Origin of the sequence: Paenibacillus melissococcoides (assembly GCA_944800085.1) — a bacterium.
Lineage (GTDB): Bacteria > Bacillota > Bacilli > Paenibacillales > Paenibacillaceae > Paenibacillus_B > Paenibacillus_B melissococcoides.
In genome coordinates this window covers 255133-280941 of sequence record CALYLO010000009.1, presented here as the reverse complement: position 1 = coordinate 280941, position 25809 = coordinate 255133, and the positions used below count along the sequence as shown (strand labels likewise).

20 protein-coding genes and 1 pseudogene are annotated in these 25809 nt (G+C 56.6%); 4 read left to right on the top strand and 17 right to left on the bottom strand.

What is annotated here, in order from left to right; all coding sequences use genetic code 11:
* Nucleotides 1-16 precede the first annotated feature (16 nt).
* The 5 genes from OCY70_RS27620 to OCY70_RS27600 all read right to left on the bottom strand — a co-directional run bounded on the left by OCY70_RS27620 (nt 17) and on the right by OCY70_RS27600 (nt 4671).
* On the bottom strand, nt 17-526 hold the full coding sequence (locus OCY70_RS27620) for a DUF4280 domain-containing protein (RefSeq protein WP_261945234.1): 510 nt from the start codon (nt 524-526) through the stop codon (nt 17-19).
* A 170-nt stretch (nt 527-696) separates the two neighbouring features.
* Nucleotides 697-1275 carry an imm11 family protein gene (locus tag OCY70_RS27615; protein WP_213429240.1) on the bottom strand — a complete coding sequence of 193 codons (579 nt, stop codon included), beginning with the start codon at nt 1273-1275 and terminating at the stop codon, nt 697-699.
* Between the two features lie 66 nt (nt 1276-1341).
* The gene (locus OCY70_RS27610) at nt 1342-2487 is read right to left on the bottom strand and encodes a pentapeptide repeat-containing protein (protein ID WP_213429241.1); all 1146 of its coding nucleotides are present in this window, start codon (nt 2485-2487) and stop codon (nt 1342-1344) included.
* A gap of 40 nt (nt 2488-2527) precedes the next feature.
* Entirely contained in the window at nt 2528-4024 is a 1497-nt protein-coding gene (locus tag OCY70_RS27605) for a contractile injection system protein, VgrG/Pvc8 family (protein WP_213429242.1), read from the bottom strand.
* The gene (locus OCY70_RS27600; protein WP_213429243.1) at nt 4021-4671 is read right to left on the bottom strand and encodes a hypothetical protein; all 651 of its coding nucleotides are present in this window, start codon (nt 4669-4671) and stop codon (nt 4021-4023) included. Before OCY70_RS27600 ends, OCY70_RS27605 begins: the two co-directional genes overlap by 4 nt.
* A 312-nt stretch (nt 4672-4983) precedes the next feature.
* On the opposite strand from OCY70_RS27600, the gene OCY70_RS27595 reads away from it, so the two are divergent.
* Entirely contained in the window at nt 4984-5547 is a 564-nt protein-coding gene (locus OCY70_RS27595) for a DUF1273 domain-containing protein (RefSeq protein ID WP_213429244.1), read from the top strand.
* Between the two features lie 76 nt (nt 5548-5623).
* On the opposite strand, the gene mntR is transcribed toward OCY70_RS27595, so the two are convergent.
* The 4 genes from mntR to OCY70_RS27575 form a co-directional block, all read right to left on the bottom strand.
* Entirely contained in the window at nt 5624-6034 is a 411-nt protein-coding gene (gene mntR, locus OCY70_RS27590) for a transcriptional regulator MntR (protein ID WP_168179547.1), read from the bottom strand.
* A gap of 110 nt (nt 6035-6144) precedes the next feature.
* Complete coding sequence (locus OCY70_RS27585; RefSeq protein ID WP_213429245.1) at nt 6145-7131, bottom strand: metal ABC transporter solute-binding protein, Zn/Mn family; 987 nt, start codon at nt 7129-7131, stop codon at nt 6145-6147.
* Between the two features lie 46 nt (nt 7132-7177).
* Nucleotides 7178-8038 carry a metal ABC transporter permease gene (locus OCY70_RS27580; RefSeq protein ID WP_213429259.1) on the bottom strand — a complete coding sequence of 287 codons (861 nt, stop codon included), beginning with the start codon at nt 8036-8038 and terminating at the stop codon, nt 7178-7180.
* Nucleotides 8038-8781: a metal ABC transporter ATP-binding protein gene (locus OCY70_RS27575; RefSeq protein ID WP_213429246.1), complete on the bottom strand. Its 744-nt coding sequence runs from the start codon at nt 8779-8781 to the stop codon at nt 8038-8040. The genes OCY70_RS27580 and OCY70_RS27575 overlap by 1 nt, the downstream gene beginning before the upstream one ends.
* A 379-nt stretch (nt 8782-9160) precedes the next feature.
* On the opposite strand from OCY70_RS27575, the gene OCY70_RS27570 reads away from it, so the two are divergent.
* Nucleotides 9161-9448: a hypothetical protein gene (locus OCY70_RS27570; RefSeq protein ID WP_213429247.1), complete on the top strand. Its 288-nt coding sequence runs from the start codon at nt 9161-9163 to the stop codon at nt 9446-9448.
* A 114-nt stretch (nt 9449-9562) separates the two neighbouring features.
* Here OCY70_RS27570 and OCY70_RS27565 read toward each other — a convergent pair whose 3' ends face one another.
* Together OCY70_RS27565 and OCY70_RS27560 are read right to left on the bottom strand one after the other, a co-directional pair.
* Nucleotides 9563-10045, bottom strand: coding sequence for a hypothetical protein (locus OCY70_RS27565; RefSeq protein ID WP_213429248.1), 483 nt, complete (start codon nt 10043-10045; stop codon nt 9563-9565).
* Nucleotides 10046-10338: 293 nt separating this feature from the next.
* Nucleotides 10339-10547 (bottom strand): annotated as a pseudogene (locus OCY70_RS27560) (molecular chaperone HtpG); the annotation flags it as partial.
* 73 nt (nt 10548-10620) lie between these two features.
* Here OCY70_RS27560 and putP point away from each other — a divergent pair.
* Complete coding sequence (gene putP, locus OCY70_RS27555; RefSeq protein WP_213429249.1) at nt 10621-12117, top strand: sodium/proline symporter PutP; 1497 nt, start codon at nt 10621-10623, stop codon at nt 12115-12117.
* Between the two features lie 194 nt (nt 12118-12311).
* Here the strand turns inward: putP and htpG are convergent, their stop codons facing one another.
* Nucleotides 12312-14192 (bottom strand): molecular chaperone HtpG, encoded by a 1881-nt coding sequence (gene htpG / locus OCY70_RS27550; RefSeq protein ID WP_213429250.1) that lies wholly within the window; start codon nt 14190-14192, stop codon nt 12312-12314.
* Between the two features lie 261 nt (nt 14193-14453).
* On the opposite strand from htpG, the gene OCY70_RS27545 reads away from it, so the two are divergent.
* A complete protein-coding gene (locus OCY70_RS27545) occupies nt 14454-14894 on the top strand; it encodes an NUDIX domain-containing protein (protein WP_213429251.1) in 441 nt (146 codons plus the stop codon).
* Between the two features lie 29 nt (nt 14895-14923).
* Here OCY70_RS27545 and OCY70_RS27540 read toward each other — a convergent pair whose 3' ends face one another.
* The 5 genes from OCY70_RS27540 to OCY70_RS27520 all read right to left on the bottom strand — a co-directional run bounded on the left by OCY70_RS27540 (nt 14924) and on the right by OCY70_RS27520 (nt 25800).
* Entirely contained in the window at nt 14924-15226 is a 303-nt protein-coding gene (locus tag OCY70_RS27540) for a hypothetical protein (protein WP_261945233.1), read from the bottom strand.
* A gap of 223 nt (nt 15227-15449) precedes the next feature.
* Nucleotides 15450-16538: a hypothetical protein gene (locus tag OCY70_RS27535; protein WP_261945232.1), complete on the bottom strand. Its 1089-nt coding sequence runs from the start codon at nt 16536-16538 to the stop codon at nt 15450-15452.
* Between the two features lie 379 nt (nt 16539-16917).
* Complete coding sequence (locus OCY70_RS27530) at nt 16918-18363, bottom strand: DHA2 family efflux MFS transporter permease subunit (protein WP_213429254.1); 1446 nt, start codon at nt 18361-18363, stop codon at nt 16918-16920.
* A complete protein-coding gene (locus tag OCY70_RS27525) occupies nt 18360-18599 on the bottom strand; it encodes an MbtH family protein (RefSeq protein WP_213429255.1) in 240 nt (79 codons plus the stop codon). Before OCY70_RS27525 ends, OCY70_RS27530 begins: the two co-directional genes overlap by 4 nt.
* The gene (locus OCY70_RS27520) at nt 18592-25800 is read right to left on the bottom strand and encodes an amino acid adenylation domain-containing protein (RefSeq protein ID WP_213429256.1); all 7209 of its coding nucleotides are present in this window, start codon (nt 25798-25800) and stop codon (nt 18592-18594) included. The genes OCY70_RS27525 and OCY70_RS27520 overlap by 8 nt, the downstream gene beginning before the upstream one ends.
* Nucleotides 25801-25809: the final 9 nt, after the last annotated feature.

The window sequence follows — 25809 nt, the reverse complement described above, 5'->3', positions numbered from 1 at the left end:
CCTTCTCCCGAGGTTGCTATTCCCGTTGCCCGTCATGCACGATCGTGATGAGGCCCCCGTATGCGCAAGTCACCCATCCGTTGCTCAGCAGCGCGGGCGCCCCCCCGACCAATACATTCTCCTTGCCCGATTGCCAGAGCATCCCCGCCGTCACATTCGGCACGCACATCGCTACGCATACGGGCGCCGGAACCTCTTCCGGCGGCGGAGCTTCCTTTTTGATGAACAAGCTCGCGAACCAGCCGGCCTCCTCCTGCTTCGGCATCGGCGGAAGCGCGTCGATAACGGCCTGCACCGCCGGATTCTGCGTGCTCTGACATACCCCGAACGGCCGAATATTGACCATCGGCACCTGGTCCTCCACATTCAATTGCGGCTGATCATGGATGTAATCCCCGTGGCTCGCCGGGATAATGAGCCGAGCGGGACGCGACCCCTGGGTGCAGGCGCAGTAGGCGCCGTGCACGACATATTTCGGTTCGGCTTGTTCCTCTCCGCCTCCGCCGTCCGCCATCATTTCATGCATGTCTATTCCTCCCTACAAGTCCTTCTATGTGACACTGTGAACTTTCCACTATGCGAAAAACCTCGCCATATGGACAACCCAATGTGTGAACATACCTACCAATGCGAACATCCCAATATGTGAGTGCCCACCATATGAATGCTCTACGATGTGCACGCTCCGCCGAGCAATCATTTGCGCATGATTTCTTCTTGGCGCGAGTCCAAGCGGAGTCCGTCCGAATCCCCCCGATCATGATCCACCTTCTCCAGCCGAATGCCCAGCAGCTCCCTTCGCAGCAGACTCTCGGCCACGTCCAGAGGGATGAAGACATGCTTCTCCAGCAAGCCTCGAACCCGGAAAATAGCATGCCCGGCCGCCTTCTCCTGATCGATGACGATGCGCTTCACCGCGCCCGTCTTATGGAACTCCGTCCGCTCCGACAGGCAATCGACCCTTGGAAGCAGCAGGAGCCAATATACCTTCTGCATGCTGTGCTTCGGGTCCGACAAGATGGCGCACTTGAATACCAGCTCCGGATCATGCAACTCCAGCACTTTTTTCACCTCATCCGCCACCAGCACGACCGGCTTGCCGATATAGTCGGGGTAGACGCTGTCGGCCTGCCCCTCGACGAACACGATGGTAATGTCCTGGATGTCGTCCGCCTGATCCGGCGTCACCTCGATGATCTTATTCGTCGATTTCAAGCCGGCGAAGCGGAACTGCTGATCCGCGCGCTCATCCTGCGCAATGATGAAATAGTCCATATGGCCTCCGCTCCCTATCCATTGATCACTCACGATCCTCGCAATGCCCCGCTGCATCCCGGCGCATCAGGCCCGGCACCCTTCGGCAATCACGATATCCGCGAGCTGCCGCTCGCTCAAGCCGAGATGCTTCACATCCTCGTCATCAAATATCGCGCCTTCCAGTTCCGCATCGGTGAAGCATGCCTCCCTTAAAGCCGCGCCCCGGAAATCCGCCCCCCGCAGATCGGCCCCGCGGAAGCTCGCTTGCTCCAGATTCGCATCCTGGAAACTCGTCTCCATGAAGGGCGGAATATGAAGCTCCTCCGGCACCGGGAAGGACAGTCCTCCCTGAATATGCTCCAGACTCGCGTTCCGCAGGTTCGCCTCCTTGAAGCTCGCCCCATGCACGATGCTGCGGTTCATATCTACTCCTTCCAGATTGGCCCCGCGGAAGTCCGCGCCGATGAACGCGCAGCCCCAGATGGCATTGCCGGCCAGCGTGCAATGGGACAGATTCGCGTAGCTGAAGTTAAGCAAGGAAAAATACATGCCGCTCAGGTCCGCTCCGCCGAATACTTCATAGACATATTCGGTCCGCTCGCCGGCGGAGAGCATCGCCCGCAGCTCGCGGCCATCCTTCGCCCGGGCATCATGGCGATAGACCAGTTCGCTCCGGTCCTTGTATTCGCCGACCATAATGTACAGCTCGTCTTCCTTGTCGATGGCGGCGAATTCGTCGCTGCGAACCGCCTCCCTTAACGCATCGCGGGCCAGCTTGACGAGGTAGGCCGCATACCAGACGGTCTCGCTTCGCATGACTGCCTCCACATCGGCCGGCAGCACTTTGCCGACGTACCTTTTCCCCTGTTCCGCAATAGCGAGCGTGAAATCGCCCAGGCTGCAGAACGCCCATCCCGCATCATATTCGGCAGAGCATTCCTGCGGATCCGTATACCATTGCTTGTCGTACGCATCGATCCGGCAGCGGTAATCGCCGCTCAAGAGGCGGCTCCGCAGCGCCGAGTAATGTATATATTTGATTTTTCCTTTGCGCTTCTCATCCTGCATGCGCCGAATGCGACGGCATATGTGCTTGAACGACGCGATGAATTCCGCCGCCAGCTTCTCTCTGTCCCTCATCACGATGTGGTGCAGCGCATGCATGTGCTCCCACCGCTTCGCGGCAACGGCTGTATCCATCCAATGCCGAAGCGCCTCATCTCTTGTCACGGCGAATCTCCCTTTCTGCGCGGAGCGCCTTAATGCCCGATTAGTTTGTAAGTACTTTGTTCCCTTTTAGCTCCGCGTCTCCCCCGCTATTGAGCACGATCTTGCCGCCTTTCTGGCTCTCGATCGCGATCTCCTCGCTTGCGGTCATCATCAGGGTCTTGTCCGCCCGGATGGTCACGTTCTCCTTCGAGGTCAGCGAGACCTCGTTCTGCCCGGCAATCGTAATCGAGCCGTCCTGGGCGAGCCGAATCGTAGCCTGACCGTTATTTGCGGAAATCAGCACATGTCCGGGGGCCAGCGTAACCTCCATGCCCGAAGAGTTGCGGAAATACCGGACATTCGGATCGGACATCCGATCCTGCGTCCCCCCGCCCGCACCTCCGCCGCCGGACATGCCGCCCTGACCGGTCTGCAATCCGGCTCCTCCCGGTTCGCCCGCATATGAGTTGACCGAGCTGATGGCGAAGGCTTCCTCCTCCCGATCGCTCGGGAACGTGACCCGGACGCTGTCGCCCGCCTCGGGCATACAGTACCAGCCGCTGCCGTCAGCGGAGGCATAGACGGTCGAATACGGGAACCAGCAGGCCTTCCCGGCATCCTGCTCCTTGTCGATATCAAGCCGCACCTTCACCTTGTCACGCTGGATGGCCAGCACCGTCCCGCCGATCGATGCGCCGCGGATCGCGTCATTGTACGGCGAATGCCGGTTCAAGCCTTTGCGGGTCGTAATCGTGTACGTGTGCTTGACGCTTCCCCGGTCCATCATGGACACGGCCTTGCCGACATAGAGCCTCGCCCCTTGGAAATCGACGGCATCGCCCAGATGCAGCCATTGATCCGTCGTAATCTCATAGAAAATAAAATCGCTCTCCATCGCATTGCGCCGGACATTTTTGTGATAGCTCATATAGTCGGCCAGCTTTTTGGTAATGACATAGCTGGAAGGAGACAGCTTCTTGACCGCTCCGGTATCGGGGAGACCGAAGCTGAACTTAATATCCTTGAAGTTCTCGGCCGGCACGACCACCGTATCGAGACGGGAGGCCAGTCTTTTGAGCAAGGCCCAGTCTGTCTCCTTGTACTGCACGACCAAGGCGCCGAGAGGGGGATTTTGTTCCGCCGTATAATTCACGTCGTAATTCGAGTACTCGCCGCCCAGATGGCGGACGAGCTGGTTGTAGGTCATCGCCGCGTCCTGGAACGATCGGTTCTTCACGCGAATATCGAGCATGACCGTGCTTGTCAGCGCTTCCGCATAGACGGAATAGACCTCCCGCGACTTCTCGATCCGCATTTCCGATAAAATGCCGGAGAACAAGACCCGCTCCTCGCCCTGATCCGTAATCTGCACGACTTGAACCGGCGTCTGTTCATTCATGGCGAACAGATCATTGTCCTTATGATCCTCCGGCATCCGGCCCGTGAACGTGAGCTTCCCATGCTCGTTCACTTCCTGCACGATGGACATGTCCAGCAACTGCATATGGGGAAAAGGGGCAATTCTCACATTTTGATAAGACAATTGGGATACGCTCATCCGTGGGCCACCTCCATCGAAGCAATCATTTCCTGGGCAATGCAGGACCACAGCTTGCTGTCCTTCCCGCTGCAATTGATGTTCCCGATAAGCCGCTTGCGCCCCGCATCCGCAAAAAACAAAAAGTTAAATACCTTGCCCTGCGCCACCGGGTTCAAAAACGCGCAATAGTGAACCGGCCGCCCGTTCACCTCCTTCACGCCATCCTCCACCCATTCGGTGTTCAGCTCCATGCTCTTCATATTGCGAATCATCTCGTCCTTCATCGCTTTCATATCGATGGGCTGCCCGGGATGATCCGTATACTGCAGGATGATATTGACCGCGTGAGCTTCGTTCCGGTACACCTTCTGCTGCGCGGTATCGAGCGCGCAGACGAGAAATTCCCCGGGGAACAAGAAACGAATTCCCGGATGAAAAAAGCTTGCCGGCTGGAATTCAACGGAAGCGCCGGCAATATCGATGCGGCCGCTCCGCAATCCTTCCCGAATCTCCTGCCGCCACTGCACATCCCTCTCCTCTCGCGCTCGTTCGGCCTGCGCCCTGCGCTCTTCGTCCTCCTGATCCTCCTGCCTGCGGCTGTTTTGCTCCTCCAGCCTTCTCTTCGCCTGTTCCAGCTCCATAATCTTCTTGTCCAGATGCGTCATCGCCTGACTCCTCCTTGAATCGTCGCCTGATTGGATGCTCGTGCTGCCGACTTTCCAGCTTTGACAAACTTGAATAAATATCCATTGAAGGTTACTAATGATATCGGCATATTTGGGTAAATTTTTCAGTTTCTTGTATCTAATAAATTGCCGTACAAGAATAAAAAAGATGGCTCCCGATGATTCAGAAGCCATCTGCTGGCACGGGCGGCGGCGCATGCCGCCCCGCCTCCGGCACATTCATGCCGGCTCATGTATAATGGTGGATGAGAACGAACGATTGACATGATTCCATACTTGGAGGCAGTTCACTTGAGAAACTTACTTGTTACCGGCTACCGCGCCCATGAGCTCGGCATTTACAATAATAAGCATCAAGGAATCCATTACATTCGCAAAGCGATCGCAGCCCGGCTGATCCCCCTGCTGGAGGAAGGGCTCGAATGGATCATTACTCCGGGTCAATACGGGGTCGATCTGTGGGCCTGCGAAGCCGCGATCGCGCTGAAGGCGCAATATCCGCATCTGAAATGCTCAATCATTACGGCCTACAGTCAGCAGGCGGACCAATGGAATGAAGAGAAACAAGCATACTTCGATCAGCTTGTGCAGCAGGTTGATTATTACGGCTCAGTCAGCAATGGCCCTTACATCGGGAAATGGCAGTTCGTCGCCAGAGACGATCTGTTGTTCCGCAAGACCGACGGCATTCTTCTGGTCTACGATGAAGACGCCGGGGAGGCGAGCCCCCGCTTCGTCCAGGAGCGCGCGCTTCAGAAGCAGGCCCGGGACGGTTATATGTACCTCCGCATCGGAGCCGAAGAAATACAGGCACTCGCGGAAGAAGAGCAGCTCGACGCTTTCGGCGGATGCTGAAATCCGGCTGCATCGTGCCGCAAGCGGCACGATATCTTGCTGGAGCCGGGCCTCCCTCCACAGCTCCGCATAGAGGCTAGAGCGTTTGCCTTTTATGGAACTCCCTCAACACGAGCGGCTCTTCTTCAAAAAAACGGACAAGCTCTTGAATCCGGGCGATCGTGCTCCAACTGAAATGATGCTCAATCTGCTCGACTTCTTGGTGGATCTGTTCTTCCTCAACGCCGATCTGGCGCAAAAACTTTTCCAGCAATTGATGGCGGTTGAACAGTTGGCGCCCCACCTGGAACCCTTTTTCCGTCAAGCAGATTCTCCCGTATTTCTCGTACTGCACATATCCCGATTTCCCCAGCTTCTGCGCCATTTTGGAAGCGGAAGAATCATGAATGGACAGTGCTTGCGCGATATCCGATACTCTTGTGAACCCTTTGGCTCTGGTCAACAGGTAGATCTGTTCGAGATGATCCTCCATACCCGGGGTTCGCATGCCCTCCCCCCTTTTCTGAATCGCGATCAGGCTCGTTGCCTACCGGCAGTTGAGGCTTCCAGCGCGTTCTTCTTCCCGATGGAATCGAAACCGCACTAGCCAAGTTCTTACTATGATGATTTGCTTAATTCGCTATGAATGAGTTCAAGGTTATATTCCAAATACTTGATATACGTATCGACTTCTGCTCCCCGCTGCCCGATTTCATCGGAGTAAATCCGCTTCTCGGCGATGCGGACGCCGGTCTCGTTCGCGACGGTCTCCATTGGGCGCGGGTCCACATTGGATTCGATAAAGAGAACCGGCACTTTATGCTCCTTGATAAATTCAACCAGCGATTTAATCTGGGTTGGAGAGCCGTTCTCTTCCGTGTCAATCTCCCAAATATACGCTTCCTTCAGTCCATAATGCGTCGTCATATATTGGAATGCGCGTTCGCTCGTAACGAGGATGCGGTTCTCTTCCGGGATGGAATTGATTTTTTCTTCGTATTCCTTATCAATCTCTTTGAGCTTGCTGATATATTCGTCTGCCCGCTTCTCGTAATTCTCTTTGCGTGCAGGGTCCTTCTTCATGAGAGCATCCCGCATATCCTCCGCCATCTTGATGCCGACGGCAGGGTCGATGAATGCGTGCGGGTTAATCTCTTCCTCATGGCCGTCTTTGCCGCCGATATACATCGGTTCTACGCGCTCCGTCAGGTTGAACACATTTTCCTCTTTCTGGCCGACGGACTCGATCATTTTGAAGAACCAGCCGCTTTTGCCGCCCTCCAGATTCAAGCCGTTATAGAAAAGAACATCCGCATCCGTCGCTTTTTTAATATCCTCCGGCAGCGGTTCATACTCATGCGGATCCGTGCCCGTTGGCACCAGATTGTGAACCTCGACATCTTCGCCGCCGATTTCCCGGGCGAAGTCCTCGAGAATCGTAAAGGAAGTGACGATCTTGAGCGGCCCTTCCTTGGCCGGCTCGGAAGCGGAATCCGAAGAGGCGGGAACAGCCCCGGAGTTGCTCGAATTCGCTTGCCCGCAAGCAGCCAGCACCAGCAGTGCCGCCATCGCCGACAATAACATGAATTTTCTTACCATTTTCATTTTCCTGGACTCCTTTTTCATATCATGATTTATCCTTATCCCGTTATTACTTCCCGACGGCCATTCTCCGCTTGTTCATCTTCAGCATGCGCCGAATCACTCCTTGCTTCGGAGAGAACAGAAACGCGAGCAAAAAGATGGACGTCGTCGCCAACGCAATAACCGGGCCGGACGGCAGATTGTAGAGAAAGCTGACATACAAGCCAATCATCGAGGACAGGGCGCCGAAGAACATCGCGAGCCCAATCATCGTGGACAGTCTGTTCGTGAGCAAGTACGCGGTGGATGCCGGCGTAATCAGCATCGAGACAACCAGAATGACGCCAACCGTCTGCAGGGACGCTACCGTGACGAGCGTGAGCAGAACCATAATCGAATAGTGGATAAGGCGCGTCTTCAGCCCATAGGCCGCGGCCATCGTCTCATCGAAGCTCGAGACCAGCAATTCTTTGTAGAAGAGCAGGACCGCCAGCAGTACGATGCCTCCGACGGCGACCGTCAGCCACATATCCGATGCCCGTACCGACAGGACATTCCCGAACAAAATTTGCGTCAAGTCGGTAGCGCTCTTGGCGCTCGTAATCAGAATGATGCCAAGAGCAAAAGCGGCGGAGAACACCAGCCCGATGGAAGAATCGCTCTTGACGCGGCTGTTCTGGTTAATGACTCCGATCCCGACCGCCGTCAATATTCCCGAGACGACCGCCCCATAGAAGTAATTGATCCCCAGCATATAGGAGATGGCCACACCCGGCAGCACGGCGTGCGAAATTGCGTCTCCCATGAGCGCCATTCCGCGCAATACGATAAAGCAGCCGATAACGCCGCAAATAATGCCCACAATAATCGAAGTGACAAAGGCTCGCTGCAAAAACTCGTAGGCCATTAAATCATGTATAAATTCCATCACATTCCAACCCCCAATTTCCCTATCATCGCAAACGGCGTCTGATAGGCTTCCTGCATCAATTCCGGGCGGAAGACGCGATCGATAGGCCCGCAGCCGATCAATTCCTTATTCATCAAAATCAGATTGTCAAAATAGCTTTCCACCTTGCTCAAATCGTGGTGCACGACGAACACCGTCTTCCCTTCATCCCGCAGCGTCTTCAAAATATCGATGATGACGTTCTCGCTGGCGACATCGATTCCGACAAACGGCTCGTCAAGGAAAAAGTACTCCGCCTTCTGGGCAAGCGCGCGCGCCAGGAACACCCGCTGCTGCTGGCCGCCGGACAGCTCGCCGATCTGGTTGTTTTTGAATTTCTCCATGCCGACCTTGCGGAGACATTCGAGCGCCCATTCTTTATCTTGCTTGGCGGGCCGCCGGAACAGGCCGAGGGTCGGAAACGTCCCCAATAGCACCGTATCCTTCACGATAATGGGAAAGTCCCAATCGATATTGGAGCGCTGCGGCACATAGGCGATTTTTTTGCGCATCGAAGCGAGCGGCTCTCCCCCCAGCGTAATCTCGCCGCCGTCGCGGGGAATGAGATTGAGCATGGCCTTCATCAATGTCGACTTGCCCGCCCCATTCGGCCCCAGGATGCCGATAAGCTTGCCGGTTTGCAGCGAGAAGCTTACATCTTTGATAACCTCTTTTCCGTAATACGATATGTGCAAATTGTTTACATCTATAGTTCGGGGCATGTTTTTCTCTCCTCCATAAAATATGTATTTATACAAAAATGTTTGCCTAGAGAAACTTATTTATTATCTTAGACCATCTCGTAGAAAAAGTAAAGGCTGGTTATTGTTTTTTTGAGGGAAAGAGTTTCGTAAAAAATGCAGGGTCCTTTCCTCTGCGGTGCAGAAGGCGTAACAAAAAAACCGGCACTGGCATTTCCAGCACCGGGTTCGGGTTCACTTCCAAAAAACCTTCCACTTGCGACATGCAATTTCATAAGGATTCCATCTTGTTACGGTTGTTAAAAAAGGATTACAAGTCACTTTAATAAGTGAAAAGGAAAAAGTTCAGCGCTGAGTCTTCCTCTCACAATTCATAAATAAAATCGGGAGGTTATTTACTATGGAAGTTAGAGAATACGTCCCTGAGTTAGATCTAAACATGTCAGAAATTCAAGACATGCGAGCTACACAGTACGCCATTTTTGAAGGAGGCTTCGGGAAAGAAAATAATCCAAATTCCGTAAAATATATTGCGGATCAAATTGGTGACAAAGCAACAGCTGTAGGGTTCATTTTTCTTAGATACACCGCAGTTGGGATAGCAACAGGGATCATCAATGTAAGAGCCGGAATAGCTAGTACTGAAAAAAGCCGATTGAAGACGCTTGTTCGGAATATAATACGGTAGATGGCAAGATTCGATTCGTCATTGGTGAAGGACTCATTACGGGTGCTCGTTACAAAAATGGTGGCTGGATTTCTGATATGTAACAACTGAAATAAAAGAGACTGCAAGATGCACTTATTTACTCTCTGTTTCAAACAAGTGACTAATGGTTCCAAAATCAAAATCGTTTGTAATCCTATAAGTTCTCCCTTTATTTGTCTTATAATGGAACGTATCCACGATTCCAAGGTCGGTAACCATTATCACGTATTGCAGTCCATACACATTCCCAAAGTTCAAGTAAACCCTTTCCTTCTGTGACAGGCGTTCGGGGCTATCCTCCCTTTTCATTTCAATTTTGGAGTAAATCTGGAGTACTCGTTCCCTCTCTTCTTTATCATATATTCTAAAGCTTGAATCTCTAGAAGACTCGCCCTGAATCGCCTTACTAAGGAAGAGATACTCGATCTCTTCTTCTTTGACATGCTCTTTAACGAATTGATTAAATGAAATCACTTCGGCCGTATGATTTAGCTTGGGAATATACAGTGCACCAATGATGAACACAACGACAAGAAGAAGTGTGGCTTTCCCGTATTTTTTCATGAAGCTACTCAAAAACCCCCTCCCTTTCATTGGTTTATTGAGATATAAAATATGATGTCAATTCCGAAAAATCCACTTTCTGCACATCCTCCATTGTATTTCACCTCCCTCTTTTGAAATATTTTTTCGCCGCTTCATTCCACTATTTCCCACATTACCATACGTTTGGAGTAAGATGCTGGTGATTAGTAGTTGCTTTTGCTTTATAAGATAGAGGTGTTGTCGCTACAGTGCCAAAATACTCTAAGATAAGCAGAAAACCCGATACCGGCCTGCGCCAGCATCGGGTTCTATCTTTCCCCAAACTATACCATCACTTTGCAAATATCATTCGTGAATTGTACCGGAATCGCCTATCGGCAGCCCTTCGATCAGCAGCGCCTGATTGTACAGCAGGTTCGTGTTACAGGCTCAGCTTCTCGCGGTCGTTCGCGAGGGCGTCCTTCAGCGATTCGAATACGTCATGGTTGACGTTGATTTCCAGCACCTTGTCCGCCTGGACATCCTGGCTGTTTCGAAATTCAGGTCAATATGTTATTGTGATGGTCATACATTGAATAATAATCATTTTTAAGCGAGGTGGAAAAATGTCAGAAAACACCCTGAAAATGATTGCCATCGTGATATATATGGCAACTATGCTAGGTATAGGGTGGTATGCTTTCCGCAAAACGACAAACTTGACGGACTATATGTTAGGGGGACGTTCCTTAGGGCCTGCTGTAACCGCTTTAAGTGCTGGCGCTGCCGATATGAGCGGATGGCTGTTAATGGGGCTTCCGGGAGGGATTTACCTGACGGGACTGTCAAATGCCTGGATTGCCATTGGCTTAGCCGTTGGCGCCTATCTTAACTGGCTATTTGTTGCCCCACGTTTGCGCACATACACGGAAGTTTCCGGGAATTCCATTACCATTCCGTCGTTTTTGGAAAATCGGTTTAAGGATAGCACCAAACTTCTGCGGATCGTTTCCTCCATGGTTATCCTTATTTTCTTTACATTCTATGTTTCCTCAGGTATGGTGGCCGGAGCCGTCTTTTTTGAAAATTCCTTCTCCCTTCCCTACATAGCGGGGCTGCTCCTCGTTTCCGGAGTGGTTGTAGCCTATACATTGTTTGGGGGCTTTCTTGCTGTCAGTTGGACGGACTTTGTCCAAGGGCTTATCATGCTGCTTGCCCTTATCCTCGTACCGTTGTTAGCGATGAGCGAGACAGGTGGGTTGGCTAACACAGTTGATACAATCAGATCCATAGATCCGTCCCTCCTGGATTTATTTACCGGCACTACTGCGCTCGGCATCATCTCCGCAGTTGCCTGGGGACTTGGCTATGTTGGACAACCACATATTATCGTCCGCTTTATGGCCATCCGCTCTGTACAGGAGACCAAAACTGCGCGACGTATTGGTATGGGCTGGATGGTTGCCTCATTACTTGGCGCTTCATTAACAGCATTGGTTGGTCTTGCTTTTTTTACCCAAACAAATTATACATTGTCTAATCCAGAAGCTGTCTTCATTCAACTTGGACAAATTTTATTCCATCCGTTTATTGCCGGAATAGTCCTTGCTGCTGTATTGGCTGCAATCATGAGCACGGTGTCTTCTCAGCTCATTGTAACCTCTAGTGCATTAACAGAAGATTTATATAAGCTGCTTCTGCGTAAAAATGCCTCGGATAAAGAACTTGTGTTCTTTGGAAGAATGGCCGTTCTAACGATTTCAGCCATCGCCTGCCTGCTCGCGTTGGGCGGTGAGAATAAAACCATTTTAAGTCTTGTCGCTTATGCCTGGGCCGGTTTTGGCGCTTCCTTTGGCCCCGTTATCGCGTTAAGCCTGTACTGGAGAAAAATGACCAATTGGGGTGCCATTGCCGGAATGTTAGCAGGCGCAGCAACAGTAATTATTTGGAAAAATATTGATTTGCAAATTACTAAAGATATATACGAAATCATTCCCGGATTTATCGTCAACCTTATCGTCAGTATTGTCATAAGCCTGTTTACCTATCAACGGGACGAAGCTATCGAAAAAGAGTTTGATACCAGCTTGAAACTGTTGCATACAAATGTAGAAGAAGCATGATCATTGCGGGTAGGGGGGATTCCCCGGAGTTTTCCCCCGCCTCTGTATACACATCACCGTATGTGAAAACGATCCTCAGATGGAGGAAGCCAGTCCCCGTTCGGGACGTTCAGCCTAAAGATGACGCCATGCTGGGCGTACGCAAAAAACCCGACACCGGCCTGCGCCAGCATCGGGTTTTTTCTTTCCCCAAACTATACCATCACTTTGCAAATATCATTCGTGAATTGCACCGGATCGCCAACCGGCAGCCCTTCGATCAGCAGCGCCTGATTGTACAGCAGGTTCGTGTACAGGCTCAGCTTCTCGCGATCGTTCGCGAGGGCGTCCTTCAGCGACTGGAACACATCATGGTTGACGTTGATCTCCAGCACCTTGTCCGCCTGGACATCCTGGCCGTTCGGCATCGCCTTCAAAATTTTCTCCATCTCGATGGACAATTCGCCCTCGCTGGAGAGGCAGACCGGATGGGACTTCAGCCGCTTCGATGCCTTCACGTTTTTCACTTTGTCCTTCAAAATTTCTTTCATCGCATCGAACAGCTCTTGATTATCTTTATCCTCCGCCGCGGCATCCTTCTCGCTCTCGTCCGCGTCGATGCCGAGATCGCCGCTGGAGACCGATTTGAACTCCTTCTCCTTGTAGCTCATGATCATTTTGATCGCGAACTCGTCGATATCATCGGTGAAGTACAGAATCTCATAGCCCTTGTCAGCCACGAGTTCCGTCTGCGGCAGCTTCTCGATCCGGTCGATCGATTCGCCGGAAGCATAATAGATGTACTTCTGATCTTCCGGCATGCGGGAGATGTACTCATCCAGACTGACGAGCTTTTTCTCCTTCGAGGAGTGGAACAAGAGCAGGTCCTGCAGCACTTCCTTATTCATGCCGTAATCGCTGTAGACGCCGTATTTCAGTTGACGGCCGAACGATTCATAGAATTGCTCGTATTTCTCCCGATCTTCCTTCATCAGGCGCTGAAGCTCGCTCTTGATCTTGCTTTTGATATTTTTGGCGATCAGGCTGAGCTGACGGTCATGCTGCAGCATTTCTCGGGAAATATTAAGCGACAGATCCTCGGAGTCGACCATCCCTTTGACAAAGCTGAAATAATCCGGGAGGAGATCGGCGCATTTATCCATGATGAGGACGCCGTTGGAGTACAGCTCCAGCCCTTTCTCGTATTCCTTCGTATAATAGTCGAACGGCGTCTTCTCCGGGATAAAGAGAATCGCATTGTAGACGACCGCGCCGTCCGCCTTGATATGGACATGCGTGATTGGCTTGTCGAAGCCGTACCGTTTCTCGGCATAGAAGTTCTCGTAATCTTCCGCGGTCAGCTCATTTTTATTTTTGCGCCAGATCGGAACCATGCTGTTGACGGTCTGCTCTTCCGTATATTCCTCGAATTCATTCTCGGCGCCTTCCTTCGGCCGATGGCCCTTCACATCCATCTTAATCGGATAGCGGATGAAGTCGGAATATTTTTTGATGATCGATTTCAGGCGGTAATCGTCCAGGTACTCATCGTAGCGATCATCCTCGGTATTTTGTTTGATTTTCAAAATAATGTCCGTTCCAACCGAATCCTTCTCGCACGGCTCGATCGTATATCCGTCGGCGCCCTTCGACTCCCATTTGTACGCTTCCTCGCCGCCCAGCGGCTTGCTGATGACGGTCACGACATCCGCCACCATGAATGCGGAATAGAAGCCGACCCCGAACTGCCCGATAATATTATGCCCATCCTTAAGCTCATTCTCGTTCTTGAAGGCGAACGATCCGCTCTTGGCGATGACGCCCAGATTGTTCTCCAGTTCGTCCTTCGTCATGCCGATCCCGGTGTCGGAGATGGTCAGCGTCCGGTTCTCCTTGTCCGGAGTGATTCGGATGTAATAGCTGTCCTTGTCGAAGACGAGCTGATCGTCGGTCAGCGCCTTATAGTAGATTTTATCGATCGCGTCGCTGGCGTTGGAGATCAATTCTCGTAAAAAGATTTCCTTCTGGGTGTATATGGAGTTGATCATCATCTCGAGCAGTCGTTTCGACTCTGCTTTAAATTGTTTTTTCGCCATGATGGGTCTCCTTTCGACAACACTTTTTTAGCACTCTAGGCGAACGAGTGCTAACACTTCCTTTTATATATCATATACTAAATTTGGATGTCAATATGTTCAAGCATAGGAGGAGCAACTTCTCCTCCTTACGGTGCTTGCTGTTGTTCCATGCACCTCTCATTTGCCCGCTTGGACGCATGGTTGTATAGTAAACACGAGGCAGGCTAATTCCCGAAGCCTCGGTAATCATTTCAAAATACAGATTCATAGGAGATAAACATGGAAACATCCTTGCCAAGAATCGGCGTCGGCGCCGTCATTAGGAATGAAGCGAACGAGATTCTGCTTGTGCTGCGGGGACGCCAGCCGGAGAAGGACAAATGGAGCATTCCCGGAGGGAAAGTGGACTTATACGAGACGCTGGAGGACACGACCGTCCGGGAGGTAATGGAAGAGGTCGGGCTTCATATCCAGGTGAAGCGGCTGCTCTGCACCGCCGAGACGATCAATCCCGGCCGGGGCGAGCATTGGATCTCGGTCATCTTCGAGACCCGCGTCATCTCGGGCGAAGCCAGCAACCGGGAAGAAGGCGGAGCGCTGCGGGATGTGCGCTGGTTCCCGCTGTCGGAGCTGCCGGACAATCTGGCCTCCTTCACCTGGCCCGCGATTCAAGCTTTGCGCCCCCCCGGCGCTGCCGCATGCTCCAGCCGGAACGAATGATGCCCCGGCTGGAGAGCGCCTCCGCCTGATTAACGCTTCCAGGTGACGCGGTACATCCGATAGCCATGATGAGCTTCGCCGTCTATCCACCAGGTCAAATCCGTCTTCAGCTCTGCGCTGGACGGATCAAGCTTTATCCCCCGGATGGTTATGCCCCCGTTCAAGTCCGCCTCCCGCTCGGATTCATGGCCAGGCACCTGTACCCGGAGGCGGCTCACAGGCTTCTCCCCCGTATAATCCACGGATAGATCATAGAACCACTCGGTCCCGTCCCAAAAAGCCTCTACGCCGAGATTCCAATCATCCGCGTTCTTGGATTGCATTTCTTCCATTTGTACACCCTGTAACGCAGGTCGCGCAGACAGGTCCGCTTCCTGCGGGCCGCTTGGGTGACAACCCTGTAACGCGTTAGCGATAAGAAGGCAGACCGTCAACCTGATCGCGCTGCCGCTCATTTTATCTCCCCCTTTATCTTCCATTATTTACGAAAATTATAACCCAATTCTTCCCGCAAAAGAACGCCCTGATCGGCGATCAGGGCGCAGTGTCGGATTCTTATTCGCGCGTGACGCATAATACTACGGCCGGCGTGCTGTATGCGCCTGCGGTCGATGCATAGACCGCGCAGGTTACGGTGCGCCGGGCCGGAATGGTGACCGTCGCGGCCTCGACCGCTTCGACGGCGGGCGACAGCCGGGGCACTCCATAGGTTCGTCCCCGGTTCCAGCGAACGGCTCCCGCATAAGGCCCTCCTCGCCCCGTCAAGTAGACGGTCACCGTCTTGCGGCGAGGATGCGGATTGCGCAGCGCCAGGTTCAGCTTGTAGATGACGCCGTAATGCCCCTTGTTCGACGTTTCCGCATTCGCCGGATCATAGCTGGAAGCGGCCGTCATCAGGTTATCGTTGCCGCCGTTATGGATGGCGAAGCTCATGCTCCCGCTTCCGGCGACATACGTGACAGGCTGCGAGCACGCCGGATCCGCGAAGCCTTCGATGTCGGCGAAATCCCAGGAGCCGCGCGGATACGACTTGCCCTCAGCGGTCCGATAGGCGGGCACGACCGGGGTATGATTGAGCCTCAAATCGGCCCCCGGACGATTGGCGGCCACGGTGCGCACCCGATAGTCAAGCTCCTTCGGGCTGGACAGCGTAAATTCCATCACGCCGCCTACCAGTTCCCCGTCGGGGACGAGCCACTCCTTCACCAGCCCGGTCTGCCCGCCGCGGATCGAGCGGTCGTCGGGCATAAGCGGAGCGAGCGTACGCCCGAGCAGCGCCTTGGCGGAGCATCTGCCGAGTGCGGGGAAGTCCGCAATCACGCCGATGGAATGCTTGACTTGGCGAACGCGTATCGGGCTGCCGCAGGATGCGTTCTCGACCGTGACGCCGAATGTAATCGGAGCTCCCGTCATGTTCAGATGCCACACGAACAGCCGGTAGTGCACGCGCTTCCTTCCCCGGACGGCATCATGCCATAGCGTGGCGAAGCCGTTCGTGAACGACGTCGTGGCGCTGCTGATCGTCTCCGGATTGTCCGAGAGGAAGAAGCGGGTGGCTCCGCTTTTTTTCCCGTAAACATGAAGCTGGGGAACAACATTGGGCACGGTCACGATCGGTTTGTCGGATTGCGAACATCGAATCATCATTACACCTCCTCAAATTTGGCCGCGCAGGCCGGAATCATCATCGGGAGAAGGAAGAACGGCGCGCATCCCCCGCGGCGGCTTCCCGGTTATGATGACTGTGCTGCCCTGCGCGAGATGTGTTCTTTCATATATAGAGGAGATCCGGAAGGAATAAGTACAACCGGGTGGCGTGAAAAAATGATTTTGGATCGTTTCGCGTGCGGCAAATCTTTATGCGCAAGGGTCGATCCACAAAACCAAGACAACGAAAAAAAAGACCTCAGTTCAGAGTGCTGAACCGAGGTCTGTTGAGTCCGAAGAACGGTTTGCGGGAGACGTCTCTCAATAGGAGTCGCATCCCGGTACGCCTAACCGCTTTCTTAATCACCGCTAACCTTCAAGCTTGAGCCGGTTTTTCCCCGTCCGGCTTCGCCGGGGCTTGCTTCGCAACGGTGGCAGCCGCATCGCTGTCGCGAAGCCGCAGCGCACAGCAAAGGCCGATGAGCAGGAAGCTTGCGGCCCCGAGCAAAGCGGCACGGTACGCCATGATGTTAGGCTCGATGCCTCCGGCGGCATTTATCGTGTGGGTTCCCGTCACGGCAAGAATGCCGGACAGAAGCGCCAAGCCTATGGCCGGCCCCAGCCGGTTCTGTACCGTGAACCAGGTCGAGGCGCGCCCCATCGATGCTGGCGGAATGTTGGCAAAAGCCGCAATCTGAACGGCGCCGACCGTATGGCCCAAAAAGACGCCGACACCGAACAGCAGACTCCGAATCAGCCATGGATTCGTATGGGGACCGACCGTGCTCAGCATCACGAAGAGAATCGCCGTGCACAATAGCCCCATAACCATGACGCGCTTCGGACCCAGCCTCGGATAGGTCCAGGGGACAAGCTGGGAGGCAAGCATAAGGCCAAGCGCCTCCGGGAAGGTGGTCAAGCCGGTATCGAGCGCCGAAGCATGCAGCGCATTCTGATACATTAACGGGAACACGTACAGCATGCCCAGCAAGCCCGCCGCGGAGCACATGGCGACGAGACCTGCCGTGCGGAACAGGCGGTCGCCCAACAGCCGCAGATCAAGCAGCGGCTGCTTCACCCGCAGCTCGGCGGCGACAAGGGCGGCTACCAGGATGAGGCCCATCCCTCCCGTCGCCCAGATCGCGGGAGAATCCCAGCCCTGCACCGGACCTTGGCTAAGGGCATACATCAGCAGCGCCAGGCCGGGCGCCGACAGGAGGAGGCCCCGAACATCGAGGCGTCCCGCCTCCTGCTCCCGATGCTCCTTCAAAAAGACGATTCCGAACAGCAAAGCGGGAATTCCGATCGGCAAATGGACGTAAAATATCCAGCGCCATGAAAGATGCTCGATCAGGAGCCCGCTAATGATCGGCCCGACCGCGGGAGCAACCGCGATCGGGAGAACGAGCGCCCGGGAGACCTTGGCCCGCTCCTGCGGGGGAAACATGCGGAACAGCATCGCCATTCCGATCGGAGTAAGCAGGCCGCCGCCGATGCCTTGCACGACCCGAAAAACGGTCAACGCCGTCAAGCTGTCGGCGAAGCCGCACAGTGCCGAGGCTCCCGTGAACAAGGCGAGCGCGAGCAAAAAGGCGCGTTTGGTCCCCCACTTGTCGCCTAACCAGCCCGCCGCTGGCAGGACGACAGCGAGGCTTACCAGGTAGCCGACATTGAGCACTCCCGATGCGGCCGGAGGCACTTGCAGCTCCTGGCTGATCGTCTGCAGCGCAACGTTCAGGACGGTGGCGTCCATGGCCACCGTGAACATGGCCGCGACGTATACGATACATACGGCCGTTTTCGGGTTCAAGCCTTCCCTCATTGCGCTGCTCCATTTGCTCCATGCACCAGATCCGAAGAAGACTCGCATAAGCTGCGGGGCCGCAGGTCGGTCCAATGCAGGTTGATATAGTCCAGGCACCCTTGTCGCGTCTCCGGGCCCAGGACCGTATTCCATCCATCCGGCACCGCGGCAAAGGCAGGCCACAGCGAATACTGCCCTTCCTCATTGATCAGCACCAGATAAGCGCCGTCCGCTTGCTCAAAAGGATTACTCATGGATTAGCTCCCTCCCATCTTGTCTGGCGGCCGCGCCGTTCGCCGAATTCAGCTTGGCCAAAAGAGTCGCGCCGATCTCGGCAAGCGGTCCCGGCTGACACAGGTCCTTATGCCGGCAGGCGATATCATGCCGATCGATCTGTCCGCCTATATAGGGAATCCACATCTCCGGTTCAATCGGATCGAACCAATCCGGTATAATCGTCGAGCGGAAGAACAGAAGATCCCCCTCGAATCGCCGCGGAGTATAAGCTCCCAGAAGGCGGACCGAATTTTCATACGTTTTTTTCAAATTCAGAATGGTTGCTTCGTCAAGCGTAGCTAAAGCGCTGCTGTCGCTGCGAAGAATCTCGATCGCGTTCGCGACTGTAAGCGGAACGCCGCCAATGCTGTCTTTATCGTAGCCGCCCAAGGCAAGCAGCGCGGTCAACGCCTCCTCTTCATCCGGTTCTCCCCGAATCGGGAGGTAATGGCTCGGATAGGCGTCAAGCATAGCCAAAAACGAGACCTCTTCCCCCTCTTCCTGGAGCTGCACCGCCATCGCATGCGCCACATTTCCCCCAAGGGACCAGCCCAGAAGGCGATAAGGACCGTGTGGCTGAATCGAGCGAATGGCGGCCATATAATCTGCCGTCATCTCCTCCAGCGTCTTCGGCAGCTCTTCCGCTTGCGCGATGCCGCGTGCCTGCAGGCCGTAGATCGGATAGTCCATGCCGAGATGCTTCATCAGGCCGGCGTAGCACCAGCTCAGCCCGCCCGCAGGATGCACGCAGAACAGCGGCAGCTGCGCGCCATGGGTTCGGAGCGGCAGCAGCACTTGCAGGGCGCTGTCCCCCCCGTCCATATCGAGCCGCTCCGCAAGCCCGGCCACCGTCGGCGCTTCGAAGAGGCTGCCAATGCCAACCTCCCGGCCCAGCGCCTCGCGGATGCGGCTAATGAGGCGAACCGCCAGCAGCGAATGGCCGCCCAGCTCGAAGAAGCTGTCGTCGATCCCGACGCGCCGCACCCCGAGCACTTCGGCGAACAGATCGCACAGCACCTCCTCCTGCGGCGTTCTCGGATTGCGGCCGTCCAGCTCCAGGGAAAGCTCAGGCGCTGGCAGCGCCTGGCGATCCAGCTTGCCGTTCGGGGTGAGCGGCAGCGCGTCGATGCCGATAATCGCGGACGGAACCATGTAATCGGGCAGTATGGAAGCTGCATAGCGGCGCAATTCGGACGGCTCCAGGCTTGCGCCAGAGGCGAACACCACATAAGCGGCCAGCCGCTTGTCTCCCGGCCGATCCTCGCGCACCACGACGGCCGCCTGGGCGACCTCGGGATGACGGGCAAGCGCGGCTTGGATCTCGCCCGGTTCGATGCGGAAGCCCCGAATCTTCACCTGATGATCGGCGCGGCCCACATAATCCAGCGTGCCGTCAGCGAGCCATTTCGCCACGTCCCCGGTGCGGTACATTCTGCTGCCCGGCGGGCCGAACGGATCGGCGACGAACCGCTCTGCCGTCAAGCCCGGCCGGCCCCAGTAGCCGCGGGCCAGACCGGCGCCGGCCACATACATTTCCCCCGCCGTTCCGGGCGGAGCCGGCTGCAGCGCCTCGTCGAGCACATACACTCGCAGATCCGGAATCGGCCCGCCGATTACGCTGTTGGCTCCCGAGGCGGCACTATCCCGATCCAGCTCCTTGTAGCTGACATGCACGGTCGTCTCCGTAATGCCGTACATGTTAATCAATCTCGGAGCATGATCCGGATGGCGGCGGTACCAGTCCTCCAGCCGGCCCGGCTCCAATGCTTCGCCTCCGAATATGACATACCGCAGCGAAAGCGTCTGCCCCAGCTCGGGTTGTTCCCGATCGGCCTGCATCAATTGATAGAAGGCGGACGGCGTCTGATTCAGGACGGTCACGCCCTCTTGCGCGAGCAAGCGCAGGAACTCGCCCGGCGATCGGCTTACCGCATGAGGCACCACGACGAGACGCCCTCCATGCAGGAGCGCTCCCCAGATTTCCCACACCGAAAAATCGAACGCGTACGAATGGAACAAGGTCCATACATCCTCCGCACCGAAGCGGAACCAGTGCCGGGTGGACGCGAACAAGCGCACGACATTTTGGTGGGGGATAACGACCCCTTTGGGCTTGCCCGTAGATCCTGACGTATAGATGATATAGGCCGGACTGAGCGGAGACAGCGGCCTGCTGCGTTCCCGCGCGCTTGGATTGGCAGCGGATTGCTGCCGCAGCCGTTCCCGGACAGCGGCCTCATCCAGCACGATCCGCGGAAGGCCTCCGGTATCCGGCAGCCTGGAAGACACTTGAGCGATCGTCACCATGCAGACCGGCGCCCCGTCCTTCAGCATATAAGCGATCCGCTCGGCGGGATAATCCGGGTCGAGCGGCAGGTAGGCGGCGCCCGCCTTGAGCACGGCCAATACGCCGACAACCATCTCGAGAGAACGAGGCAAGGCCAATGCCACAAGCTGCTCGGGACCCACCCCCTCCGCCAGGAGCAGATGCGCGAGCCGGTTCGCCCGCAGGTTCAACTCCTCATAGCTCAATGCGCTGCCTTCATGAATGACAGCTGCCGCCTCCGGCGAACGGCTGGCCTGTGCCTCGAATAGCTCCGGAATGGTGACCAGCGGCTGTCCTGCGGCTTCCGAAGCGCTCCATTCCGTCAAGATGCGGCGCCGCTCTTCCGGCATCAAAATATCAAGCTGGCCCATCGGCTTGTCCGGTGCGGCAGCAGCCGACTCCAGCACGCGCACATAGCGGGCCGCCAGCGCATCGGCCGTGCCAGGCTTGAACAAATCCGCGCTGTATTCGACGATTCCGTCCAAGCCGTCCGGTCCGCCCTTCGCATCGCGGCGTTCCTGCAGCTCCACGGTCAGGTCGAACTTCGCCGCGCCCGTGCTTTCCAATTGAACGCTGGCCTCTACACCCGGCAAATCGAGCTCGGGAGCCGGCGTATTTTGCAGCACCAGCATAATCTGAAAGAGCGGATGCCGGGAACGGGAGCGAACGGGGTTCACCGCTTCGACGAGACGCTCGAACGGCAAATCCTGATGCGCATACGCGTCCAGATTCACCTGGCGCACCCGGGCAAGCAGCTCGCGGAAGCTGGGGTCCCCGGACGTATCGGTGCGAAGCACCAGCGTGTTGATGAACAAGCCGACAAGACCGTCAACCGCATCGTCGTTCCGCCCGGTTATCGGGCTGCCGATCGGAATATCGGTGCCCGCCCCGAGCCGCGTCAGAAGAAGGGCCAGCGCGGCCTGCAGCACCATGAACAGGCTCGCCTTGCCGGCGCGGGCCAGATCCAATAGCTGGCCGTGGATCTCCTGGTTGATATGGAAATGGACGGTGCCGCCTTGATGGCTGGCCGCAGCCGGACGCGGATAATCGGCCGGCAGCTCCAACTGCTCCGGCAAGCCGGCTAGCGTCCGCGTCCAGAATTCAAGCTGGCGGGCCATCAGGCTGCCGGGATCGCCGCCGCTTCCCAGCAAATGCTCCTGCCAGATCGCGTAATCGGCATATTGAACCGGCAGCGGCGGCCATGCCGGATGCTCGCCCCGGCAGCGTGCCGCATAGGCGGCGGACAGATCGCGCGTCAACGGAGACAGCGACCATCCGTCCCCGGCGATATGATGCAGGAGCAGCAGCAGCACATATTCATTCGGCCCAAGCTCGAACAATTCCGCCCGAAGCGAAGGCTCGTCCGATAGCCGGAAGCGGTAGCGTACGGCTTCCTGGAGCCGTTCAGGCAGCTCCGCCTCGCTGGTCTTCGTCAAGATCACCCTTGGGCGCGCCTCGCCGGCGTCCAGAATTAGCTGGCGCGAGGCGCCGGACGCGTCATCAGGGAATACGGTGCGCAGCGTCTCATGCCGGGCCGCCACGTCGCCGAGGGCGTCCTCCAGCGCCCGGATATCCAGCTCGCCGGACAGGCGGGCGACCAGCGGGATATTATAAGTCGGGGCCGGTCCTTCCAGTCGATACAGGAACCATAAGCGCCGTTGGGCGAAGGACAACGGAATATCGTCCGCCCGCCGGGCCGGCCGGATAGCCGGTCTGGTGTCTCGCGAATCATCCAGCCGCCGGACAAGCCCCGCCACCGTAGGCTCTTCGAAGAGACTGCCAATACTCAGTTCGACGCCCAACGACTCGCGTATGCGGAGGATGACTCGTCCGGCAAGCAGGGAATGGCCGCCCAGCGCGAAAAAGTCATCATCGATGCCCACGCGGGGCAGTCCGAGCGCTTCGGCAAACAAGGCGCAAAGCATCTCCTCCTGCGGGGTGCGGGGTCCGCGCCCTGCGGCCGCTTGTCCGGAATCGGGCACAGGCAGCGCCTTGCGGTCAATCTTCTTGTTCGGCGTCAAAGGCATGGCATCCAGCGTGACGATGGCCGCGGGAACCATATAGTCAGGCAGTTGGCCGGCAGCATAACGGCGCAGCGCGTCCGGATCGATACCGGAAGGCAAAGCCGGAACGACATAAGCGACCAATCGCCGCTCCCCCGGCCGATCCTCCCGGACGATCACCGCGGCTTGCGCGACGTCGGCATGCCGGGCGAGCAGATCCTCGATCTCGCCCGTCTCGATGCGGAAGCCGCGCAGCTTAATCTGGTGATCGGCACGCCCCAAGTAATCGATGGAGCCGTCAGCCAGCCATCGTGCGAGATCGCCCGTGCGATACATCCGGGTGCCCGGAGGCCCGAACGGATCCGCCACGAACCGCTCCGCCGTCAGATCCGGCCGCCCCAGATAGCCGCGCGCCAGCCCGGCGCCCGCAATGTACAGGTCCCCTGCCACCCCCGGAGGAACCGGCTGCAGCGCCGCATCGAGCACATATAGCCTCGTATTCCAAATCGGCCCCCCAATAGACGGCTTCCCCGTGCGCTCCCGTCCGAGCAAGGCTGCCGTCGAATAAATGGTCGTCTCCGTCGGGCCGTATTGGTTGTTCACCTCGCAATCCAGATCCTGCAGGGCGAGCTTGAGCCCGATCGGCAGGGCCTCGCCCCCGGTGATCACCGTCAGCCCGCCGAGGCTGCCGGGATGGCTGGCGGCAAGCGCCTGCCATAGCGTCGGGGTCGCCTGCATAATGGTCGCCCCGGTGTCTTTGATTTTCCGGGCCAGCGCTTGCGGGTCCAGGATCGTCTCCTTCGGGGCGATATCGATGCTTGCTCCCGTCGTGAGCGGCAGCAGCACCTCCATGACGGAAATATCGAAGGAGATCGTCGTCACAGACAGCAGCCGATCCCGGCCATCCAGCGCGAACCGCTCACGCATGCACAGCAGCAGGTTGGCCAGCCCTTCAAAGGTAAGCAAGACGCCCTTCGGCCTGCCCGTCGATCCGGAGGTGTAAATGACATAAGACGGGTGGAGCGGCGACAAACGGCATAACCGGTCGGCGTCGCTCGGATTGCGCTCGGCTTGCCGATCCAGGCGCTTCATGGTCGCAGGCTCATCAAGCAAGATCTTCGGAAGCGCGCCGGAGCCGGGCAGCCTGGAGTCCGCCTCCCGGAGCGTGATCAGGCACATCGGAGCGGCATCATTCAGCATATAGGCAATCCGGGCGGACGGATACTCCGGATCGATCGGCAAATAAGCCGCTCCCGCCTTATGCACCGCCAGGATGGCGATCACCATCTCCAACGAACGCGGGAGCGCCAGAGCCACGATCCGCTCCGGGCCGGCGCCATGCGCAATGAGCAGATGCGCCAGCCGGTTGGCGCGCGCGTTCAAGTCCGCATAACGGAGCGCCGTATCTTCGAAGACCGCCGCCACTGCATCGGGCGTGCTCGCCGCCTGCTCCTCGAACAGCGCCGGCACGCTCCATTGCGCCAGCGCGTGGGCGGTGTCATTCCATTCGTCCACCACCTGAAGGCGTTCTTCGTGCAGCAGCAGCTCCAGGCGGCCGATCGGTTGGCCGGGATCGGATGCAGCCAGCTTGTCCAGCACATGCAGGAAGCGGCGCAGATGCGCGCTCAGCTCGCCTGCATCGTAAATCGCGGGGTTGGCATCGAAGTCGATGCGCGGCCCGCTTCCGCCGGAGCCGCAGGAGACATGAATCGTCAGATCATCGACAGGCCCGGCCGCCAGATTGCGTATGCTGCCGCGGCATCCGGCAAAGTTCAGCTCCTCGATAAACGGCATAATATTGATGAGAGGTCCGAACAGCCGCCGGTTATCTCCCACTAATTTCAGATCGCGCCGCAGATCCTGATGCCGGTAGTCCTGATGCCTTCTGATCTCGCGCATATTCTCGGAGATCTGGCGCACAAGCTCGCTCACGCTCCTGTCCGGCCGAACAGCGATGCGCAGCGGCAGCAGGTTCATTACCATGCCGGGAACGCGCAGCGCCGCGGAGCCGAGACGGCACATCATCGGCACGCCGAGGATGACGTCGTCCGTGCCGGTGAGCCGATGCACGTAGACCGCGGCGGCGGCCATCACGGCGTCGGTCCAGCTTGCACCCATTCCGCTCGCGGCCGCCTGCCAAGCGTCCATGACGCTTGGCGGCAGCTCCGCGGACTCGCGCAGGAAGCTTCGCGACGTGCGCTGAGCCCGATCGCCCAGACTGGCCGCTTCCGGATGATCGGCGAAGCGGGCCAGCCAAAATTGCCGATCCCGCTCCAGCCGATCCGATGCGCGGTAAGCCGCATCTTCCTCCAGGACCGACCGCCATGAACCGAATCCCCCTTCGCTGATCGGCATATCATGAACGAGCGCCGTATAAATTTGCGCCGCCCTTCGCGTCAACAGCGAGAAGCCGTAACCATCGATGACAATATGATGAATGCGTTGGTACCAATAGAATCGGTCGGGCGCCAGCTTGAATAACGCTTCGGTAAACAGCGGACCGCGGCGCAGGTCGGCAGGCTGAGCCAAATCCTGCTTCATCCAGGCTTCCGCCGCCGCATGCGGATCCTCCTCGCCTCTGACATCGATTCTGTGCATCGTCCAATCGGATGACGGGACGATCGATTGCCAAGGACCGTCCTGATTCTCGCCGAAGCGCGCGTGCAGCGCTTCCGCCTCCATCACGGCCTGGCGCACCGCAGTCTCGAAGCGATCCGGGTCGACAGGTCCGCGGATATCGACGTATTCTCCGGTATTGAAAATCGGGTTGTCCGGATCAAGCTGCTGCGCGAACCAGATGCCCGACTGGGCTCCCGATAAAGGCCAGCGGCCATCATCAAGATCATGCATGAGCATCGC